The sequence below is a fragment of the Spirosoma endbachense genome, assembly GCF_010233585.1.
GTDB classification, from domain to species: Bacteria; Bacteroidota; Bacteroidia; order Cytophagales; family Spirosomataceae; genus Spirosoma; species Spirosoma endbachense.
This window is the reverse complement of the sequence record NZ_CP045997.1, coordinates 4,352,236-4,369,298: the sequence shown is the minus strand read 5'-3', so window position 1 is coordinate 4,369,298 and position 17,063 is coordinate 4,352,236. Positions and strand designations below refer to the sequence as shown.

Here is a 17,063-nt window from a genome sequence, read left to right as displayed (position 1 = left end):
CGTCGGATCGGAAGTATTCGAGATTGATGAGCGTCTGTATGATCCTTCACGACGCGGACACTAATTAGATAATGGCCAACTAATTAAGTAGGGAACATTACGAACGTTCCTCTGTCTCAAATAGGAGCGTTAAATGAGATTAAGTCAACCACCGTTTATTGGTTGACCAGCTACCTACAATTTTCGTACTTACTTCCCAAAGTGAGAAACGTGCCCCTTGATCTCATCACCAGAATATTAATTAATTACTATAGTTCGCTGTAAGGATGAAGACATTCACTCCAATAGGCTATGATCAGTTTGATCTGTTGTTTTAGATCGATGTAGGAGTATGGTTTCTTGAAATAACCTTGAACGGTTATATCGTAAGCGGTTTGAACTAGGGCTGGATTGACAGAGGTCGTAACGAATACAAACGGAATCGATTTACGCCGGAGATATTCGTTTTCACTCAGACGTTTACGCAATTCAATGCCATTCATGATCGGTAGATTGGTATCGCACAAGATCAGAAATGGTTTTTTCGTCGTAGCGTTTAGGAATTCGAGTGCAGCCTCACCATCAATAAAAAAGCACACCTCATTAGGAAGTTGTAATTCCTTAATGGCTTCCCCTATTAAAAGTTGGTCGTCCTTATCGTCTTCAATGCAAATAATTGGTCCTTTGAGTGGCACAAATAAATCGTTGATTATGAACTAGTATGAGCTCATGCCGTCAATACCCATAATTACGCATTTTGTTTTTACGAATGAGGGAATGGTCCACAGATTTTAAAAGAAGTAGTCCCAGCCGCCTTGTTAAAATCTAAAGAAGCGTTTAATACTAACGGTAATCCGGCTGTTCATCCGTGGATCAGAAATAGACCATTAAACCCGTATTTTACGCCCAATTCCTGACGATTAGATGGCATATGCCCCGAATCTGACAGTTTTTCTCAGTAATCAGGCTGACCTTTGAGCAGACAACCTGACTTTATTTGGTTAGCTTGCTAAATTCTCCGCTTGACCTCCCCACCATGCTCCGACTTTTACTGATTTGTGTGTTACTCAATCTCCCTCATGGTGTTGCCTTCGCCCAAGCCAAAGTTGGACAAGCCCGTCTGGATTCGTTGTTGGCCGAATTGCCCCGCGTCAAACCCGATACCAACCGCGTTAAGCTGCTAAACGGCATAGGCAATGAGTATCTAAATAGTAACCTTAACGAAGGGATCAACTATGCCAGTCAGGCTTTGGCACTTGCCCAGCGATTGACCTGGAAAAAAGGCATAGCGGCCGCCTATACTCGTTTAGGAAATCTTTATTTCACTAAATCCGATTATCCCCAAGCCTTGACGGCCTATTTGAGTGGTTTGAGAATGGCTGAAGAACTAAAAGACAAAAACCGGATTAGTACCATAACCGGCAATGTGGGCGGCATTTATTTTTTAATGGCCAATTATCCCAAAGCCTTAGCCTATTTTGGAAAAGCCTTGAAAGGGGCTAAGGAATTAGGCAATAAAAGAGGCGTGTTTCTTTGGCAAGGGAATATAGGTAACGTATACAGCGAACAAGGTGAGTTTGCCAAAGCACTGGACTATCAGCTAAAATCGTTGAAGCTACTGGAAGACATAGGGTTTCAACGTCTAGATAAGGAAAATATTTTCAATGACCTGGGGCAGACCTATCTCAACCTGGCCAATTATCCGCAAGCGCTCAGTTATCTGCAAAACGGGCTGAACCTGAGTAAAGCAACTGGAAATAAAGCCATATTGATAAGAGTTTACAGTAACCTTAGCAAGCTGAATTTTAAAATTGCTACGGATAGCAATGCCACTTCTTTAACGACACTACAAAAGAGCAGTAAAACCCATACGTTACAAAACGCCAATGCCTATGCTGACAGTGCCGTGGTGCTGGCAAAAGAACGGGGCGATTTACCCTACTTGTATCAAGCCTATCAAATCCGGAGTCAGGTTCAGGATGCGCTGGGCGAGCCACAGGCCGCTTTTGCCAGTTTCAAGGACTTTATCAAAACCAAAGACCTGGTCATTAACCAGCAAAACGCCAACAAGATTGCCGTTGCCACCCTTCAGTATGAGTTCGACAAAAAAGAAACGGCCCTCCACTTTGAGCAGCAGCTCACAGCCGCCCAACTCCAAAAGCAAATTCAACAACGAACCTATCTGCTGTATGGAGTTGGTATGCTGGTGGCCTTGCTGGGATTGATCGTGTATGGCTATACCCAGAAACAAAAGGCCAATCTCATTTTGTACCAGCAAAAAGAAGAGATTAACATCCAACGGACCAAAGCTGAAAACGCCCTAATCGAGCTACGTGCCACCCAAACCCAACTCATCCAAAAGGAGAAAATGGCCAGCCTGGGTGAGCTAACGGCAGGTATCGCCCACGAGATTCAGAACCCTTTGAACTTCGTCAACAACTTTTCGGAAGTGAGTGCGGAGTTAGTTACCGAACTCGAAGAGGAGCAGCAAAGAGCCGACCGCGACACCAAATTAGAAGCCGAAATCCTAGTCGACTTGAAACAAAACCTCCAAAAGATCAACCATCATGGTGGTCGGGCCTCGGCCATTGTTAAAGGCATGCTTGAACACTCTCGCACCGATACGGGTGAAAAACACCCTACCGACCTCAATGTTCTGGCCGATGAATACCTCAAGCTGGCTTATCATGGGTTAAAGGCTAAAGACAAGGAATTTAACGCGGAGTTGGTCACTGATTTTGAGCCTGATTCAGGGCTCCTAGAGGTGGTACCGCAAGAAATTGGGCGGGTGTTGTTAAATCTGTATAATAACGCGTTCTATGCCGTCAAAGACAAACAGTTAACGGCTTCGCCAGATTACCAACCCACGGTCAGGGTCAGCACGAGGCAGCTCAATGGGTATACCGAAATTCGGGTGAGCGACAACGGGACGGGCATTCTAGACACATTGAAAGGCAAGATTTTCCAGCCTTTCTTTACGACCAAACCCACCGGAGAAGGTACCGGATTAGGGCTGAGTTTGAGTTATGATATTGTCACCAAAGGGCACGGTGGCAGCCTGACGGTGGAAAGTCTGGAAGGAGAAAGTACCGAGTTCGTAATTCAATTACCTGCTTTGAGTCAAGCGAGTGTACTATCTCAAAAAACGCCCAATTATCTGAGACAATACATGAATATTTCTTCGTCTCATTTTGGAGGGTTTTAATGAGACGAACCTTTCCTGCGGTAAATCATTAGAAGGTTACTTAGTATACCGACGAGTTTAATGACGAGTTTCCAGTAGAAATACACCTTATTGACGGGGCAGTTCGACTGATTCAGTCATCACTTCTCAAGCTTTCAACTGGGTTTTGTGTTGCTGCCTGATATGAACGATACCCCACTGTCAATAAGCAAATTAATAGCGAAATTAGAAATCCGCTTAGGAAAAGGGGAATGCCGGGGCTCACCCGTTCAGGAAACTCCATCAGGAGGGCGACCCCTAAGAAATGAGCTAAAGGAGCCGCAATGACAAAAGCAATGATGATCAAGATAACGGACTCCTTAGTAAAAAGCAGCATCACGTTGGGTACGGTGGCCCCTAGCACTTTGCGAATACCAATTTCTTTAGTGCGCTGAATGGCCATAAACGACACCAGTCCGTACAAGCCCAAACAACCGATTAGGATAGCCAGAAAAGAAGCCACGCTTAGTACCGAGAAAATGAGATTGTATTCCCCATACGAGCGATTAATGGACTCATCCATAAATTGATATTTACATAAATAAGTGGGATAGGCTTGTTTCCAAGCCGCTTCAATACCCTGTAGCGTCTGGGCAGTGCCCCCCGTTGAGATCGCTAGCGCAAGGCCGGTGAATTTTTCGGGCTTGTAAAGGATTGTGATCGGATCAACCCGGTTGCTCATAGGCTGGGTGTAGGAATCTTTCATCACACCACCGATGGTTACTAGCTGATCGTTTAGCGTGTAGGTAACGCCGATAGCGGATGCCGGATTGGTAATTCCCAACGACTTAATCAACGATTCATTGACTAAAACCTGGGCTGGGGACTGGCTGCCAGTGGCGGATAGATTTTTTCCCGCCAGCAAGCGCGTCTGAAAAGCGTGAATGTAGGACGTATCCGCATAGCTGATAATGCTGGAATGTTTCTGTTGCGGGTTGGTATAGAACGCCCCCGTTTCATTACCTAAATTGCCAAAACTGTAGCTAAGCAGTCCTGAAACGTTTTGTAACGCTTGCCGCAACCGCTCATGTTGTCCCGCTTCATTGCCCCGCAGCGCGGGAATTAACACAATAGTTTTGGGATCGTAGTCTAAGGGACGCTCCTTAAAGGAGTTGACTTGGTTGGTCATAATCAGCGTGACAATGATCAGCAGCTGTGCCCCGATAAACTGAGTGACGACCAGCGCCCGCCGGAGTGAAAGCCCCTTGGCCGTTCCACTGTAGGTCTGCGATTTCAAGGCGAGCACCGGTTTGTAACCCGACAGCACGAAAGCTGGATAAAACCCGGCTAATAGGGTGATCACTAAGATAACTAGGCCAATAAAGAGGAGCGAGGGGGGCTGGGTTAGTTGGCTGAATTGAAGGTACTCACCCCCATAGAGTTTGTTTAGCTCACCAATGCCTATTTTCGTTAAGAATAGCCCGGTCATGACGGCTAATCCCGTGACAACGAAAGCTTCACTCAGATACTGCATCATCAACTGAAAACGGGAGCTACCCATTGATTTGCGGATGCCGACCTCTTTCGCTCGTTTTAAGGCTTGAGCAGTGGCTAAATTGATGAAGTTGATGCAGGCAATGAAGGCGACCAGGCCCGCAATGATGGCCAAAATAATCATCACCGGTACGGGAAAATCGTAGGTGAAACTGGTATAATCGTAATTGCGATCATGGTTGTCCTTGAGCGCCAGTAAATGGAATGCGGTGTTCTTGGCAACCTCTTTGGGGAGATATTTTTGAATCAGTTGCTCAAGTTGGGCGTTGATGCGATCTTTTCGGGTTTCCTTGTCGAAGACCACATACGTAGCCCCAGTCCCTACGGTCTTCCAGTTGTTCACACTCTCGGGCAGGAACCGAGCCAGCGACGCGTAGGAAATCAGCAGACTGTAGGGCTGATCGGTGTTGGATGGTGGGGCTTGAACAATGCCGTTCACCGTCAGAGGCAGTTTGTTTTCGAGGGTAAAGGTACTGCCCAACGCCTGATCCAATCCGCCTAAAAACTTGTTGGCAAACGCATCGGTGACGACCACCGAATTAGGGGTAGCTAGGGCCCGCTCTTTATTACCAGCCAGCCAAATCCCATCGAATACATCAAAATAATGCGGATCGGCAAAAAAGGCGTACTGGTCTTCAAATAGATTATGATCTTTGGCGAACTGGTAGCGTTGCAAACAGTAAACTCCCGTGGCCTGCTCTAATCCGGTCACATCCTGTCGAATTGCTTGGGCCAGTGGCGAGTAGTTGCAGCCATTAAACTGTTGGCCTTGAGGGGTCTGTTGATTTAAGTTCACCCGGTAGATTCGATCTACTTTGCTATGATAGGCATCAAAGGAGGTTTCGTAGCGAACGAGAACAAAGATGAGCAGACAGCAGGCTACGCCAACGGCCAAGCCTATTAAATTGATGGTTGTATAAAGTCGGTTCTTTTGAAGCTGTCGAATAGCGGTGATGATAAAACTTCGGAACATACTTCTAGGTGTCTAGGTCTAGCTGATTGCGGTACGATTCTGCTTAGTTGAACGATACGAATTCAAGCGTTTATCGGCTTCGGTAAGCAGTCTTCAACCCTTCAGCTTTTGGTTTGCTCTACTCTTGGCTCAATTATTATACCAACGTCGCTAATGCGCTTTTGCTGAATGGATTAGCTATTTAGCTAGTGCTGCGATGTACGCTTTCGGACAATAAAAGGGGGAATATGTCCGGTTCTGTACGGGCTTGGAGACTTTCAAATTAAAACCTCATTCCTAGAGTATGGACCTAATCTGCCATCTCTTTAATCGCCCGAATTATAGATACCCAATCGACTCGTGTGGGAGCGTTTGAAGAGAATAACCGGCTGATGGTATAAACTCTTTTGAAGGATTCAGATGGTAAGATAACTCAGCCTTTCACCCGTTTAACAACATTTAACTTTGACTCGTTGACTTATCCCTGCACCTTTACCGACACGATAAAACCTCCTGAAATTGAAACGGCTTCTACTCTCAGCTTTGATTACCATCGTTTTATCCTGTACTAAAAAGGACGTCCTGCCTCAGGCTGACAAGCAGGTATTATTTGCCGTTCCTCAACAAGCAGAACTTGCTCAGATTAGTATGGACTGGCAAAAAAGAGAGTTAGTACCCACCAACTACCAGCTCGTTCAGGAGAGTAAACTTTTGAATGGAAAATTTACCCTCAAAATGGTGGCTTATGTGGTGGCTGGTATTAAGGAATATGGCGCTTTACTCATTCCTCAAGGAGCTAACCGCCTGCCAGTTCGGCTATTGATCAATGGATTTGGGTTAGGCATTACGGCCAATTCAGTTTCCCTCGCCGTCGATAGCGCCTTGGCCAAGACGCCTTTTATCCTCGCCATTCCAGCGCTGAGGGGCCAATCAGTAGCCCTTACCGTAAACGGCACTCTTTATGCATCCCCTGTTTCGGAGGGCGACCAATGCGATGCCTTTGATGGGGCTACCGATGATACCATCGCGTTTCTGAACCTGATTCAACAAACCGAAACTAGCGCAGATGTTAACAGAACGGCTGTACGAGGAGGTAGCCGGGGCGGCACGGTAGCGCTCTTAGCGGGCATACGCGATAAACGGGTAAAACGGGTCGTAGGCGTGGTTTGCCCCACGGATTTAGTAACGCTCACGGCTCAACATGAAAATGACCCAACCTACCAGTGCCAATTTTTAAATGCGCTCAAAAGTAACTCCGCTAGTTTAGCGGTCTCCCGAAGCAAATTACTTGCATCCAGCCCGCTTTATTTCGCCCAGCACTTACCCTTAACCCAATTGCATATGGGATTAAATGACCCCATCGTTCCCATCAGTCAGGGCCGTGAGTTGGAACAGAAAATGGCCCAGCTTCAACTGGATTCAACGTTTAAACTCTATAGTTACCCTAAAACACATACCGATATTGCCACCGATAACCCAGCATTAGCTGAGCGGATTGATGATTTCTTATCCAAGCTATAAAAACGGGCGAGTGGGTTAGTTGATTTCAAACGGGCTTAGAAGAAAGTAAACCGGTGTCAATCTAAAACGTCTCTTAGGTTCTTCCAGGCTTCTTTCTGAATGGCTCCAGCATTTAATTTTCAATCTCCTGAAACGCCCATTTCTTGAAGCAGATTTAATTAGAATCATCGTCTCGCTTAGGAGCGTTTGTTGCGATCAACCAATTTCATTTACTTATTAGCACTTCTTTTTTCTCTTGCCAAGCTAAGTATCGATAGACCGTCGCTCGGCTGAGATGAAACAGTTGACCAATCTCCGGGATCGTATGCGTCTTGAGGGCATGCATGGACTTTACGGCCCGTGCCTTCACTTGGGCTTCGGTAGAGAGCCCCTTGGGGCGTCCGCCAACGCGGCCCCTAGCCCGCGCTGCGGCCAAACCCGCTTTGGTCCGCTCCCGGATCAAGTCACGTTCAAACTCAGCTAACGATGCAAACAGATTAAACACCAGACGGCCTTGCGCGGTAGTTGTATCGATAGCATCATTCAGGCTGCAAAAACCAATACCTTTCGCTTGAAAGTCATTAACCAACGTGAACAGTTCTTTCAAAGATCTACCCAAACGGTCGAGCTTCCAGACCATGATTGTATCGCCTTCTCGAAGAATCTCTAGTAGCTTTTGCAATTGGGGTCGTTCTTTGATGGAGGATACCTTTTCTTGAAAGATTTTTTGACATCCGGCCTTTTTAAGATCATCTAGTTGAAGATTCAAGTTTTGGTCTTGTGTTGAGACGCGGGCGTAGCCAAATAACATAAAAGTATCCGAACCAGTGTAGACTGATATTTAAGGAGATGAGATTAGTAGTTAGTTGGTTGCATCTCCTCAAATATCGGTCTGCCATCCCCACATTTAAGAAGCAGATCTATACAAAATCCCTCAGCTCGTTATGAGTTGTATTTTGTGAGAGTGCTCCATTTTATGATGATTATCTGATTTATACCTATTGAGTCGGGGTCGCTATCCCACTCAATCCTTAGTTTACGTTTATTACCAAAATAGGGGATGTTTACATTGAGATACTTAAGCTGGTCGGTAAGCCAGCACAGCTACGGTTCTTTGTTAGCTACTTCCTGTATAGGAAGATAATAGCGCGTATGTCGTAGCTTTCCTTGCTTCCTCAAGGCACCTAATTCAACCATCTCAGCCAGATCCCGGGTAGTAGTTGCTCTTGAGGTTTTAGCGATTCGAATATAGTTTTCTGCACTTAAACCTCCTTTGAAGCCAGCCAGTCCTTCCTGGAACAAACGTAACGCTACTTTCATCTGTCGATCATTCAACTGGGTACTGTACGTTTCTAAATACCGAGCTTTGTGGACAACAAAGGCAATCATTGTCTGAACATAGACTTGGGCTTCCAAGATCTTTTCCGAAAAATAGATGAGCCATTCCGTGATGTTCAAAGAGGTATTGGCCCGCTCTAAAGCCTGGTAATAGGCTTTTTTGTCTTGCTCGATCGCACTGGATAATGAAGTAATCAATGACTGCCGGGCCCCAATGGCCAGTGCCTTTTCGGCAATTGTACGTCCGATCCGCCCATTGCCATCCTCAAAAGGATGGATCAATTCAAAATATAAATGGGCCATACCCGCATGAACAACTGTTGGTATTTGCGCTTCAGCAGCTCGATTGAACCAATCGATGTATTGATTCATCTCTACTTCCATACGGTCGGATGGAGGAGCTTCATAGTATACTTTGGGCATGTCTAATCGGCCTGATACGATTTGCATTGGGTCAACATGGGCTCTGTAGCCACCAATCGTTTCCAGATCAATTCTACCATTCATGATCATTTTGTGCCACAAAAAAAGATGTTCTTGGGTAAGTGGCTCCTGATAGCTTCTGACTAAGTCGACCATCATTTGAGCAACACCTGTTTCTTTTGGGCCTGCCCTTCTACCATCCGTTTGTAGGCCTAACTGTTTGCGAATCGATGACTGAACAGAATCACGGTCTAAGAGCTCTCCTTCAATTTTTGAGGTGTCAAGCGCTTCATTACTGAGTAGAGTAATCCGTAATTCATTGACCTCATCGGCAGAAACGGCAGTCAACGACCCAATTATCACCCCTGCATTTCGATGGAATTCTCTCTCGAAGTGGGTAAACTTACTTGTATCAAATGTGAACTGTGGCCAGTTCGGTAGTTGCCAAATCCATTTCATGAGTTATAAAGCTACTCTCTATAACTCAATATTAACAGAAAAAAAGAGTTATAGAAAACAAATCTATAACTCTTTTGTAATTCGAGTATTTCATCTTTTAGTATAATACCGTTCATCAAGTACCATGACGGTAGTTTCAAACACCCAGAATTTTGAGTCGGTGTATACTTATTTCAAAAAATGATTCTTCACATTAAAATATGGTGTGCCGTCTCGCATAGGAGCGTATGGTGAGATAACCTAAAATCAATTTTGCCTTAAAGAAACGAATGGGAACCGCGATCTTTTCTCATTTCACTTAGCAGCGCGGTCTCCGCATCGATCTGTTCATCGTCATCAAGCCGAACCGATCGTCAGCTTAGCCGATGCGATGGTTGCCAACCCTGAATTCCTAAAGGGGAGGATGCTGCCAGCCCAGTGCGATTTGAATGGCCTCATGAAGCGCAAAAAACAGAGAACGTTTGTTAACCTGGACCCCTAGCCACTCTCGCAGTTTTGTTCCCTATAGGGTAATTTTCACCTGAATGATCGTATCCTTACTCGTCGTGGCAGACCTAAATTTACGCCTTATTAATGTGCCACCCGCCAAATGGTTTTACGGTAGCACAAGCTGGACTTCCGTCTTTTGCGGATCCCGGTACCTGTGTTTCCAGCACTAATTCCGAAGAGATAATTACTTCTTCGATGGTATCCCAGCTAATTCCGCGGAGCGGCACTTTCAGGCGCCCTCCCCAGATAGACTCCCTCTGCCCGGCGTAGGTACCGATATCGATATAAATAAATTTTTCCGGCGGAGAGCCCTGGACAAAAGGCCCGGAAAAACCCGGTTTCTCATCGGTCTGCCGGTCGCCTTTGACGGTGACGGGGCACTCAAATCGAATGTCCTGAGCATGGGCCTGCTGAACCTGTACCGGTTCATAGGCATGTCCACTGCCCTTCTGGAGCCCGAAATCTACCCCGCCCGGCGGCTTTTGCAGGACAATCCGAACGATCAACTCGTGGTTCATACTAATTTAGGTCTCTGGTTCAGTACGATTAGAAGTTTTGATGGGATACCATTTACTGATCTCCCTACTGATTTTAATTTCTCTCAGGTACGATTTTTTGTTTTTACCCTATTTTAAGACGGTTTTTAAGGGCGTCATACTGGTACATGCATGGTACATCGTGAGAAAGTTGTTCTATTCATAGCTTCTTAAAGCGCTCTTTTCGAGATACACTTGCAAAATGCCTTTCCAGGCATTTTGTTATCTGTTCTGTCCAAATACATACGAGCGTATGCATGTGTACAAAATAGACAAATGAAGCATCCACCGTCGCTCTTTCTGAGCCTTTTCTGAGATTAAAGTAGCGTGCTTCAACATAAAATGTGTAGTCAACGGTAAACGCTCCTCCCTACAGGTTGTCGGCTATCTCGCGAGGTCATCATTCTTGATTTCGCGTTTGTTTTTTTGGATAGTCTCGGTCAATTTCCCAAAGTTGTAGTTCAGGCTAACGCTAAAGGAGCGAAAATAGTCCCGGCTGGTACGCACCTGAGCAAAGCCCGCCCCAACCGTCTCGATCCGGTTCGTGCGAAAGGGGGTAAAGGGGTTGTTGACTAACGCCGAGAACGATAGCTTATCGGGGATGAAGGTTTTCGTCACGCTGACGGAGGAGCCAACCAGCCCATTAACTTTCTCCTGGGGCGACCGGATGCTGGCACTAACCAGATTCAAACTGGCATTCGCTCGCCACCCTTTCTCAAAACGGTAGCCACTCGAAGCGGTCATAAAGTACTGAACCATCTGGGTGCTGGCCTGCGAGGGGCCGCTGACCACGGCTGACCAGAAATACGTAAACATGCCATTAAAGCTAATGTCCCAGTTTTTGCTCACCGGATAACGACCGCTCAGCGAATAATCCAGCGCATCACCCCGACCCGTATTTTCGTAGGTGCTGCGGCTGATATTTGTAGCCGGATCGAGGATGGTAATCAATAAATCAAAACCCCGTACGAACGTATAATCCAGGCCCATATTTACCGAAAACTTCCCTGACAGGCCGTAGCCTAACTGAAGGCGATTAAACGCACTAGGGCGTAGGTTGGGGTTGCCACTCGTTTCTACATTTGGGTTCGAGCGGTCAACAAACGGGTTAAGCCGCTGGATGTTGGGCCGTCGGATTTGGTGAACCCATCCCAACTTAATAATCCGGTTATTTTCCAGTTTGCGGCTCACCGCCAGCGAGGGAATCAGGTTGGTGTACTGCTGATTGACTCGCGAGCTGGTAGACGTAAAATCGGCGTCGATCAGCGTTTGTTCGGCGCGCACCCCCATCCGAAGGTTCCAGTTGCCCAGGTTATACTGATACGCGGTATAGGCGCTCAAGACGTTCTGATCATAGTTGTAACGATTGCTTAAGTCGGCGTTTGGCTCAAACGTCCCACTGGCCGGATTCAGCGAACGATACGTAAAGTCGCTGTTATTCTGGCGCAGAATGGCTTTTAGGCCGAGCTCAGCGTTCACTTTTTTAATGGGTGATACGTAATCGAACTGAAACGATTGCTCGGCAAAACGCTGGTCATTGTCCTGTCGATAATCAGGCTGAACGTATTGCTCCCGATTTGCGAAGGCGATCTGATCCTGCTGTTGGTCGCCATAGGCATAATACCGATAGGAAAGGGTCAGAAACCGGTCTTTATCGGCTTTGAAGCCGAGCTGATAGTTGAGCGAGGCACTGACACTGTTGCCCGTAAGCAACTGATTCGAGGCCAGGTCATACGCCTGCAACAGCCCGGTCTGATCGCTCAGGGCCGAGTGTTGGTTGGCCGCGCCAGTGGTGCGGCTGCCATTGAGGTTAAATTGGCTCGAAATCAACTGCCGGTCACTGAGCTCATAGCTTAATTCGTAGCCCATGTAGCCACTGCGTTTGTCGGATAGGCTACTGCCGGTCTGCGTGAGCTGGGTTGGAGCATTGCCAGACGACAGCCGGTCCAGGGTGTTGCTCGTCCGGGGCGTGTTGTAGAGACTGCCCCCGCCAATCACCGACAGGCCGAGCTTACCAAGTTGGGCCGACAGCGAACCGCCAATGCCGGGTCCCCCCACCGGAAACCGTTCGCTGAGGTTGACCGAGCCTTTGTAGCCGCTGGCGGGCTGCCTAAACGTAATGATGTTGATGATGCCGGCCAGGCCTTCGGCGTCATAGCGGGCCGGGGGATTCGTGATCACTTCAATCCGCTCAATCGTCGATGCGGGCATACTGCGTAAGACGTCTCTGGGGTTGCGCTCAAGCATGCCCGATGGCTTGCTGTTGATGAAGATGCGGTAATTACTGCCGCCTTTGAGCAAAATGTTCTCCTGGGCATCGACCGACAGAAACGGCACTTTCCGCATCATTTCCAGGACATTATAGACCTTACTATCGGGGTCTGCCTGTAGATCATAAGCGATTCGGTCGATTTCCTGACGGATAACCGGCTTGGCCGCTTTGACGATGACTTCACTTAAGCCAACCGCCTGCGATCGTAGCGCAATAAGCCCCAGGTCTACCGCTGGGTGAGCGGTATCAGCCAGCATAACGGGAACCGTATACGTTCGATACCCCACCATTGTTAAGACGACCGAATAGGAACCGGGTTTGAGGCTTGCCAGCACAAACGACCCATCGGGTTTGGAGTAGTCGGCCCGGATTGTTTTATGGCTGTCGGCCATGAGGGTCAGCGTCACGAATTCCAGGGGCTTGCGAGTAGCCGAATCCGCGATTTGGCCGGAAACCTTATAAGTTGGTACTAGCGTCTGCCCGTAGCTGGTGAACGCACAAGTCCATAACGTTACGAAGGCCACTAAGACCACTATACGAAGGGATGTAGGCTTATTCATGAGTGGGTGTTTACAGGTCATTTTTCGTTTTAGAAGGCACAGCAATCCCCGGTCAGCGTTCGACGGTACGTGTCTGTCGGACCGCCGAAGCGTCGGATCAATAAGGATAGATTGGACGAAGGAACGGCCCGGCTGCCAGCAGGCGTGTTGGCCTACCGAAGCCGTAGCTTACGACTTTCGTTTACGAACGATAGCGGAGTAGATCAGGAACCCGATGGACAGAAAGATGGCTTCGACGCCGTAGGGTAAGGGAGAGTCATTCAAGTGATACGGAATAAATTCGATGACCACCAAACCGATCCCGCCAAATAAACCTAACAGGCCCCACTTCAGGGGTTCCACCCCCAACGGGGCAAGACTTTTCAAAACTTCCCGCGCATTATCATCGATAGGCCCTGAATCCAGGATCTGTTTCCGAAGGAAAAAATTAAATATCACTGTGATGATGTACGGGATGACGATGAATAAGACGATGCCGGCCATTGGTTTGTTGTTTACTTGCGTTGATGACCCAGTAGACGGAGGCCCAGGGGGAAAGGTTGCAGGGTTTTACGTTCTTTTTCTGCAACCTTTCCCCCTGGGCCTCCGTCTACTGGGTATGTTCGATGAACAGGAGGTGGTTTTACGAATACAACGGGGAGACGTTAGGGCCTTTACAGTGCTGGTGAACCAGTACGAACGGCTCGTCTTCCACGTGGTGCATCGGCTAACCCTCGACCAGGCGGATGCCCAAGACATCTGCCAGGATGTATTCTTGAAAGTTTACAACCGGCTGAACACCTTCGCCTTTGAATCCAAGCTATCGACCTGGATTGCGCGGATTGCCTACCTGACGGCCATCGACTATTTGCGGAAATACCGCAAGCAAACGACCACCGACCTGACCGATACGCTCGAACAGACCTACTTTACCACCGAAACACCCGAACAGGCGCTCACCCAAAAAGATGTATCAGCTTACGTAAACAACCTGATTGCTCAGTTGCCAGCGCAATATCGAACGGTACTGACGCTGTACCATCTGGACGAATTCTCGTATCCCGAAATTGAACAGATCACCGGCCTGCCGGAGGGAACCGTAAAAAACTACCTATTTCGGGCGCGCAAATTATTGAAAGACAAACTGGACAGTTATCTCAAAGACGAATGATGATGGACGATCAGGAAGACGAACGAATCCAGCAATGGCTGGAAAACGACTTATCAGCATCGCCCGATGAGCTGGGCTCGTTGGCCGACGCGAAGACGTACAAACGGCTGTTTGAGGCCTTGAAAACGGAACCCGAAGCGGGGATGCTCTATGGTTTTTCGGCAAAAATCGAGCGGCAAATCTTCCGACAAAAACAGCGTTCCCGGCAAGTATTGCTGTATGGGCTGCTCAGTCTGGTCGCTATTATCCTGTTGGCAGGCGGTATACTGATGGGGCAAAATCAAGTCAATGTATCCGGCTTGCTTTCCTTGCCGACTAACTACCAATGGCCGCTTATTTTTGGCACGAGTGTGCTGGTGCTGGTTCAGCTTTTAGAGCATCAACGCTTAAAAAAACAATGGCTACGGCACTGAACCCATAAAGAAACGCTTACTTACGCGGCTAGTTACGACTTCAGCTGACACTTCGTTTGTTTAATTTACTCTAGTATGAAACGCCCCAATAAAGAAGCATATAAATGAAGGCTTCTTCGTCTCAGGTAGGAGGGTAATAATGAGACGAAAATTTGCTGCCATAATCCAATGATTTGGACAAGATGGATTCCTACCACCAAGATTGATGGCCATTTTCAGAATGATCTTTTTTCTTCAACCAGCCTGTCCAGAGCGGGTAAGTTGTATCGTTACCCGATCAGCTAGAGCTTCAATTTCCTTCAACCGCGCCAGTTGGCTCACCCACCTTGACGGAATGGCTTCGATGCCGTAAAGCAAACCCGCCAGGCCGCCGGTAACTGCTCCGGTGGTATCCGTGTCTTCGCCTAAGTTCACCGATTTTAAGACCGCTTCCTGGTAATTATCTGTGGTTAGCAAGCACCAGATACTGGCTTCTAAGGTATGGACTACATACCCACTGCTTTGGATCTCTTCCATCGACCGGTTATGTATATCTCCGTTCAAGAGTCGATCAAAGTGATGAATCTCCGATGGATTGATGGACAAAGAAGTCAGAAAGTCCAGACAAGTCGACTGTAATTGCTGGTAAATGGCAAACTTATCTTTTTGGTCCAGTAACAGGCGGGCAAATTCTAAATAATAAAAGCAAGCGATCACCGAACGAATATGAGCATGAGTGATCGAAGAGATTTCTTTGGTGAGCTGATAGCGTTCTTGAATAGGTCTGTTATTGGAATAAAACACTAAAGGCAGGATACGCATGAGCGAACCGTTGCCGTTGTCGGTTTCATCAAAGCCACCGGCCAACTCGGGTTTGGTTCCTTTGGCCAATCGTTCAATGGCCTCTCGGGTAGCGATACCAACATCAAATACCTCTCCGTATGGAGTCCAGTAGTTCTGAAAGAGCCATTTTTGAAAGTTGGTGGCAATCCGCTGTAAATCGACCCCCTGGGTTAAAGCTTCAGCTAGGCAAAAAGTCAATGAACTGTCGTCTGACTGGTTATTTCGGACAAATTGGTTCTGAATCACTTTTGGTGATTAACCCAATCCAACCACTCGTTTTCGTAACAGGTCAAAACTGGCTCTGCCATACATGGTTCGCTTGATGGTCTTCAGCCGATTCACCTGCCCTTCTACCTGCCCAACCTAGTTAGTAGCATACGGTCTCAGAATTGTTTAGTTAAGATCTCTATACCACCAAAGGGGAACTTGCAACTGTCAGTTGATTGTTGTATAATTGTCAACTGATAATTGCAGCTATGAAAACCAATCAGCACCTAGCCCCCCCGTTAACGGGACTGCGAGCCAAACGACCTGTTCAAATTAAACCCAATGGACTGGATGCACGGCTCAACCAGTTAGCTCAACAACTCGGCGTTACCCTCAAAGAATTAGCTCCCCTCTTGCAGCTCTCGGAAAGTACCCTACACCGATTACGGCACCAAACGGCTTTGAGCGGACCCACGGCCGAACGGGCAGAGTTACTGCAACAAGTTATCCAGCATGGCCTGCGGGTGTATGCTGACGATGAGCAGGCCTTGCGGGAGTGGCTGCGCTATCCGCTAGGCGAGTTAGATGGTCGTACACCGTTGCAAACGCTAACGACCATTGCCGGTTTCACCCAAGTCAACGATGTGTTAGGCCGGATTGAGCACGGCATCTTCTATTAACACGCTCTTCGACTTACCCACCTGATTACATGTTGGTTTATCGTTTACTGCAGGCCGCTTATCGTCATGAGCCACTGTCTGGACAAGGAGCTGCCTTGTATGGCGGCCGTTGGAACCCTAAGGGGCTATCGCTACTATATACCACTGAATCCCCAGCCTTAAGCTTGCTGGAAGTGCTGGTGCATCTTAATCCTAAACACATACCTCAGTACTATATAGTCACCATTGAGGTGCCGGACTCGATACGTTCTTTTCAAGAACAGGACCTGCCCGCTGATTGGCGAGCCACCGGTAGTGGCCCCCTGTCCTCTCAAAGCTTTCTAGTGGATTGGCTACAAAGACCGGAACACTTAGTCGTTCAGGTGCCCAGTACGGTGGTACCTATCATGACTAACTACTTGATCAACCCCCGCCATGAACTGTTTACCCGTTGTCAAGTCGTCGGATCGGAAGTATTCGAGATTGATGAGCGTCTGTATGATCCTTCACGACGCGGACACTAATTAGATAATGGCCAACTAATTAAGTAGGGAACATTACGAACGTTCCTCTGTCTCAAATAGGAG

General features: G+C 47.6%; 14 protein-coding genes. 6 read left to right on the top strand and 8 right to left on the bottom strand.

What is annotated here, in order from left to right:
* Positions 1-248: 248 nt before the first annotated feature.
* The gene (locus GJR95_RS17615) at positions 249-674 is read right to left on the bottom strand and encodes a response regulator (RefSeq protein WP_162387111.1); all 426 of its coding nucleotides are present in this window, start codon (positions 672-674) and stop codon (positions 249-251) included.
* Positions 675-1,015: 341 nt separating this feature from the next.
* Here GJR95_RS17615 and GJR95_RS17610 point away from each other — a divergent pair, with 341 nt between their 5' ends.
* Complete coding sequence (locus tag GJR95_RS17610; RefSeq protein WP_162387110.1) at positions 1,016-3,184, top strand: tetratricopeptide repeat-containing sensor histidine kinase; 2,169 nt, start codon at positions 1,016-1,018, stop codon at positions 3,182-3,184.
* Between the two features lie 112 nt (positions 3,185-3,296).
* Here the strand turns inward: GJR95_RS17610 and GJR95_RS17605 are convergent, their stop codons facing one another.
* Positions 3,297-5,669, bottom strand: coding sequence for an ABC transporter permease (locus tag GJR95_RS17605; protein ID WP_162387109.1), 2,373 nt, complete (start codon positions 5,667-5,669; stop codon positions 3,297-3,299).
* A gap of 498 nt (positions 5,670-6,167) precedes the next feature.
* On the opposite strand from GJR95_RS17605, the gene GJR95_RS17600 reads away from it, so the two are divergent.
* Positions 6,168-7,169 carry an alpha/beta hydrolase family protein gene (locus tag GJR95_RS17600; protein WP_162387108.1) on the top strand — a complete coding sequence of 334 codons (1,002 nt, stop codon included), beginning with the start codon at positions 6,168-6,170 and terminating at the stop codon, positions 7,167-7,169.
* 205 nt (positions 7,170-7,374) lie between these two features.
* Here the strand turns inward: GJR95_RS17600 and GJR95_RS17595 are convergent, their stop codons facing one another.
* The 5 genes from GJR95_RS17595 to GJR95_RS17575 form a co-directional block, all read right to left on the bottom strand.
* Positions 7,375-7,959: a recombinase family protein gene (locus tag GJR95_RS17595; RefSeq protein ID WP_162387107.1), complete on the bottom strand. Its 585-nt coding sequence runs from the start codon at positions 7,957-7,959 to the stop codon at positions 7,375-7,377.
* A 293-nt stretch (positions 7,960-8,252) separates the two neighbouring features.
* Positions 8,253-9,368 carry a Fic family protein gene (locus GJR95_RS17590; RefSeq protein WP_162387106.1) on the bottom strand — a complete coding sequence of 372 codons (1,116 nt, stop codon included), beginning with the start codon at positions 9,366-9,368 and terminating at the stop codon, positions 8,253-8,255.
* A gap of 560 nt (positions 9,369-9,928) precedes the next feature.
* A complete protein-coding gene (locus GJR95_RS17585; RefSeq protein ID WP_162387105.1) occupies positions 9,929-10,375 on the bottom strand; it encodes a DUF5990 family protein in 447 nt (148 codons plus the stop codon).
* Positions 10,376-10,777: 402 nt separating this feature from the next.
* A complete protein-coding gene (locus GJR95_RS17580) occupies positions 10,778-13,225 on the bottom strand; it encodes an outer membrane beta-barrel family protein (protein WP_162387104.1) in 2,448 nt (815 codons plus the stop codon).
* Positions 13,226-13,393: 168 nt separating this feature from the next.
* Positions 13,394-13,663: a hypothetical protein gene (locus tag GJR95_RS17575; RefSeq protein WP_162387103.1), complete on the bottom strand. Its 270-nt coding sequence runs from the start codon at positions 13,661-13,663 to the stop codon at positions 13,394-13,396.
* 22 nt (positions 13,664-13,685) lie between these two features.
* Here GJR95_RS17575 and GJR95_RS17570 point away from each other — a divergent pair, with 22 nt between their 5' ends.
* Both GJR95_RS17570 and GJR95_RS17565 read left to right on the top strand, forming a co-directional pair.
* A complete protein-coding gene (locus GJR95_RS17570) occupies positions 13,686-14,375 on the top strand; it encodes an RNA polymerase sigma factor (protein WP_198424856.1) in 690 nt (229 codons plus the stop codon).
* Positions 14,372-14,788: a hypothetical protein gene (locus GJR95_RS17565; protein ID WP_162387102.1), complete on the top strand. Its 417-nt coding sequence runs from the start codon at positions 14,372-14,374 to the stop codon at positions 14,786-14,788. Before GJR95_RS17570 ends, GJR95_RS17565 begins: the two co-directional genes overlap by 4 nt.
* Before the next feature lie 234 nt (positions 14,789-15,022).
* Here GJR95_RS17565 and GJR95_RS17560 read toward each other — a convergent pair whose 3' ends face one another.
* A complete protein-coding gene (locus GJR95_RS17560) occupies positions 15,023-15,856 on the bottom strand; it encodes an ADP-ribosylglycohydrolase family protein (protein WP_162387101.1) in 834 nt (277 codons plus the stop codon).
* Between the two features lie 230 nt (positions 15,857-16,086).
* Between GJR95_RS17560 and GJR95_RS17550 the strand changes: the two genes are divergently transcribed.
* Both GJR95_RS17550 and GJR95_RS17545 read left to right on the top strand, forming a co-directional pair.
* On the top strand, positions 16,087-16,497 hold the full coding sequence (locus GJR95_RS17550) for an antitoxin Xre/MbcA/ParS toxin-binding domain-containing protein (RefSeq protein ID WP_162387100.1): 411 nt from the start codon (positions 16,087-16,089) through the stop codon (positions 16,495-16,497).
* A gap of 29 nt (positions 16,498-16,526) precedes the next feature.
* Positions 16,527-17,000: an RES family NAD+ phosphorylase gene (locus GJR95_RS17545; RefSeq protein ID WP_162387099.1), complete on the top strand. Its 474-nt coding sequence runs from the start codon at positions 16,527-16,529 to the stop codon at positions 16,998-17,000.
* Positions 17,001-17,063: the final 63 nt, after the last annotated feature.

Bases quoted from the DNA above. Each gene is read 5' to 3' on its own strand.
- GJR95_RS17610 (WP_162387110.1), top strand. From the start codon at position 1,016: ATGCTCCGACTTTTACTGATTTGTGTGTTACTCAATCTCCCTCATGGT.
- GJR95_RS17605 (WP_162387109.1), bottom strand. From the start codon at position 5,669: ATGTTCCGAAGTTTTATCATCACCGCTATTCGACAGCTTCAAAAGAAC.
- GJR95_RS17595 (WP_162387107.1), bottom strand. From the start codon at position 7,959: ATGTTATTTGGCTACGCCCGCGTCTCAACACAAGACCAAAACTTGAAT.
- GJR95_RS17590 (WP_162387106.1), bottom strand. From the start codon at position 9,368: ATGAAATGGATTTGGCAACTACCGAACTGGCCACAGTTCACATTTGAT.
- GJR95_RS17585 (WP_162387105.1), bottom strand. From the start codon at position 10,375: ATGAACCACGAGTTGATCGTTCGGATTGTCCTGCAAAAGCCGCCGGGC.
- GJR95_RS17580 (WP_162387104.1), bottom strand. From the start codon at position 13,225: ATGAATAAGCCTACATCCCTTCGTATAGTGGTCTTAGTGGCCTTCGTA.
- GJR95_RS17570 (WP_198424856.1), top strand. From the start codon at position 13,686: ATGAATAAGACGATGCCGGCCATTGGTTTGTTGTTTACTTGCGTTGAT.
- GJR95_RS17565 (WP_162387102.1), top strand. From the start codon at position 14,372: ATGATGATGGACGATCAGGAAGACGAACGAATCCAGCAATGGCTGGAA.
- GJR95_RS17550 (WP_162387100.1), top strand. From the start codon at position 16,087: ATGAAAACCAATCAGCACCTAGCCCCCCCGTTAACGGGACTGCGAGCC.
- GJR95_RS17545 (WP_162387099.1), top strand. From the start codon at position 16,527: ATGTTGGTTTATCGTTTACTGCAGGCCGCTTATCGTCATGAGCCACTG.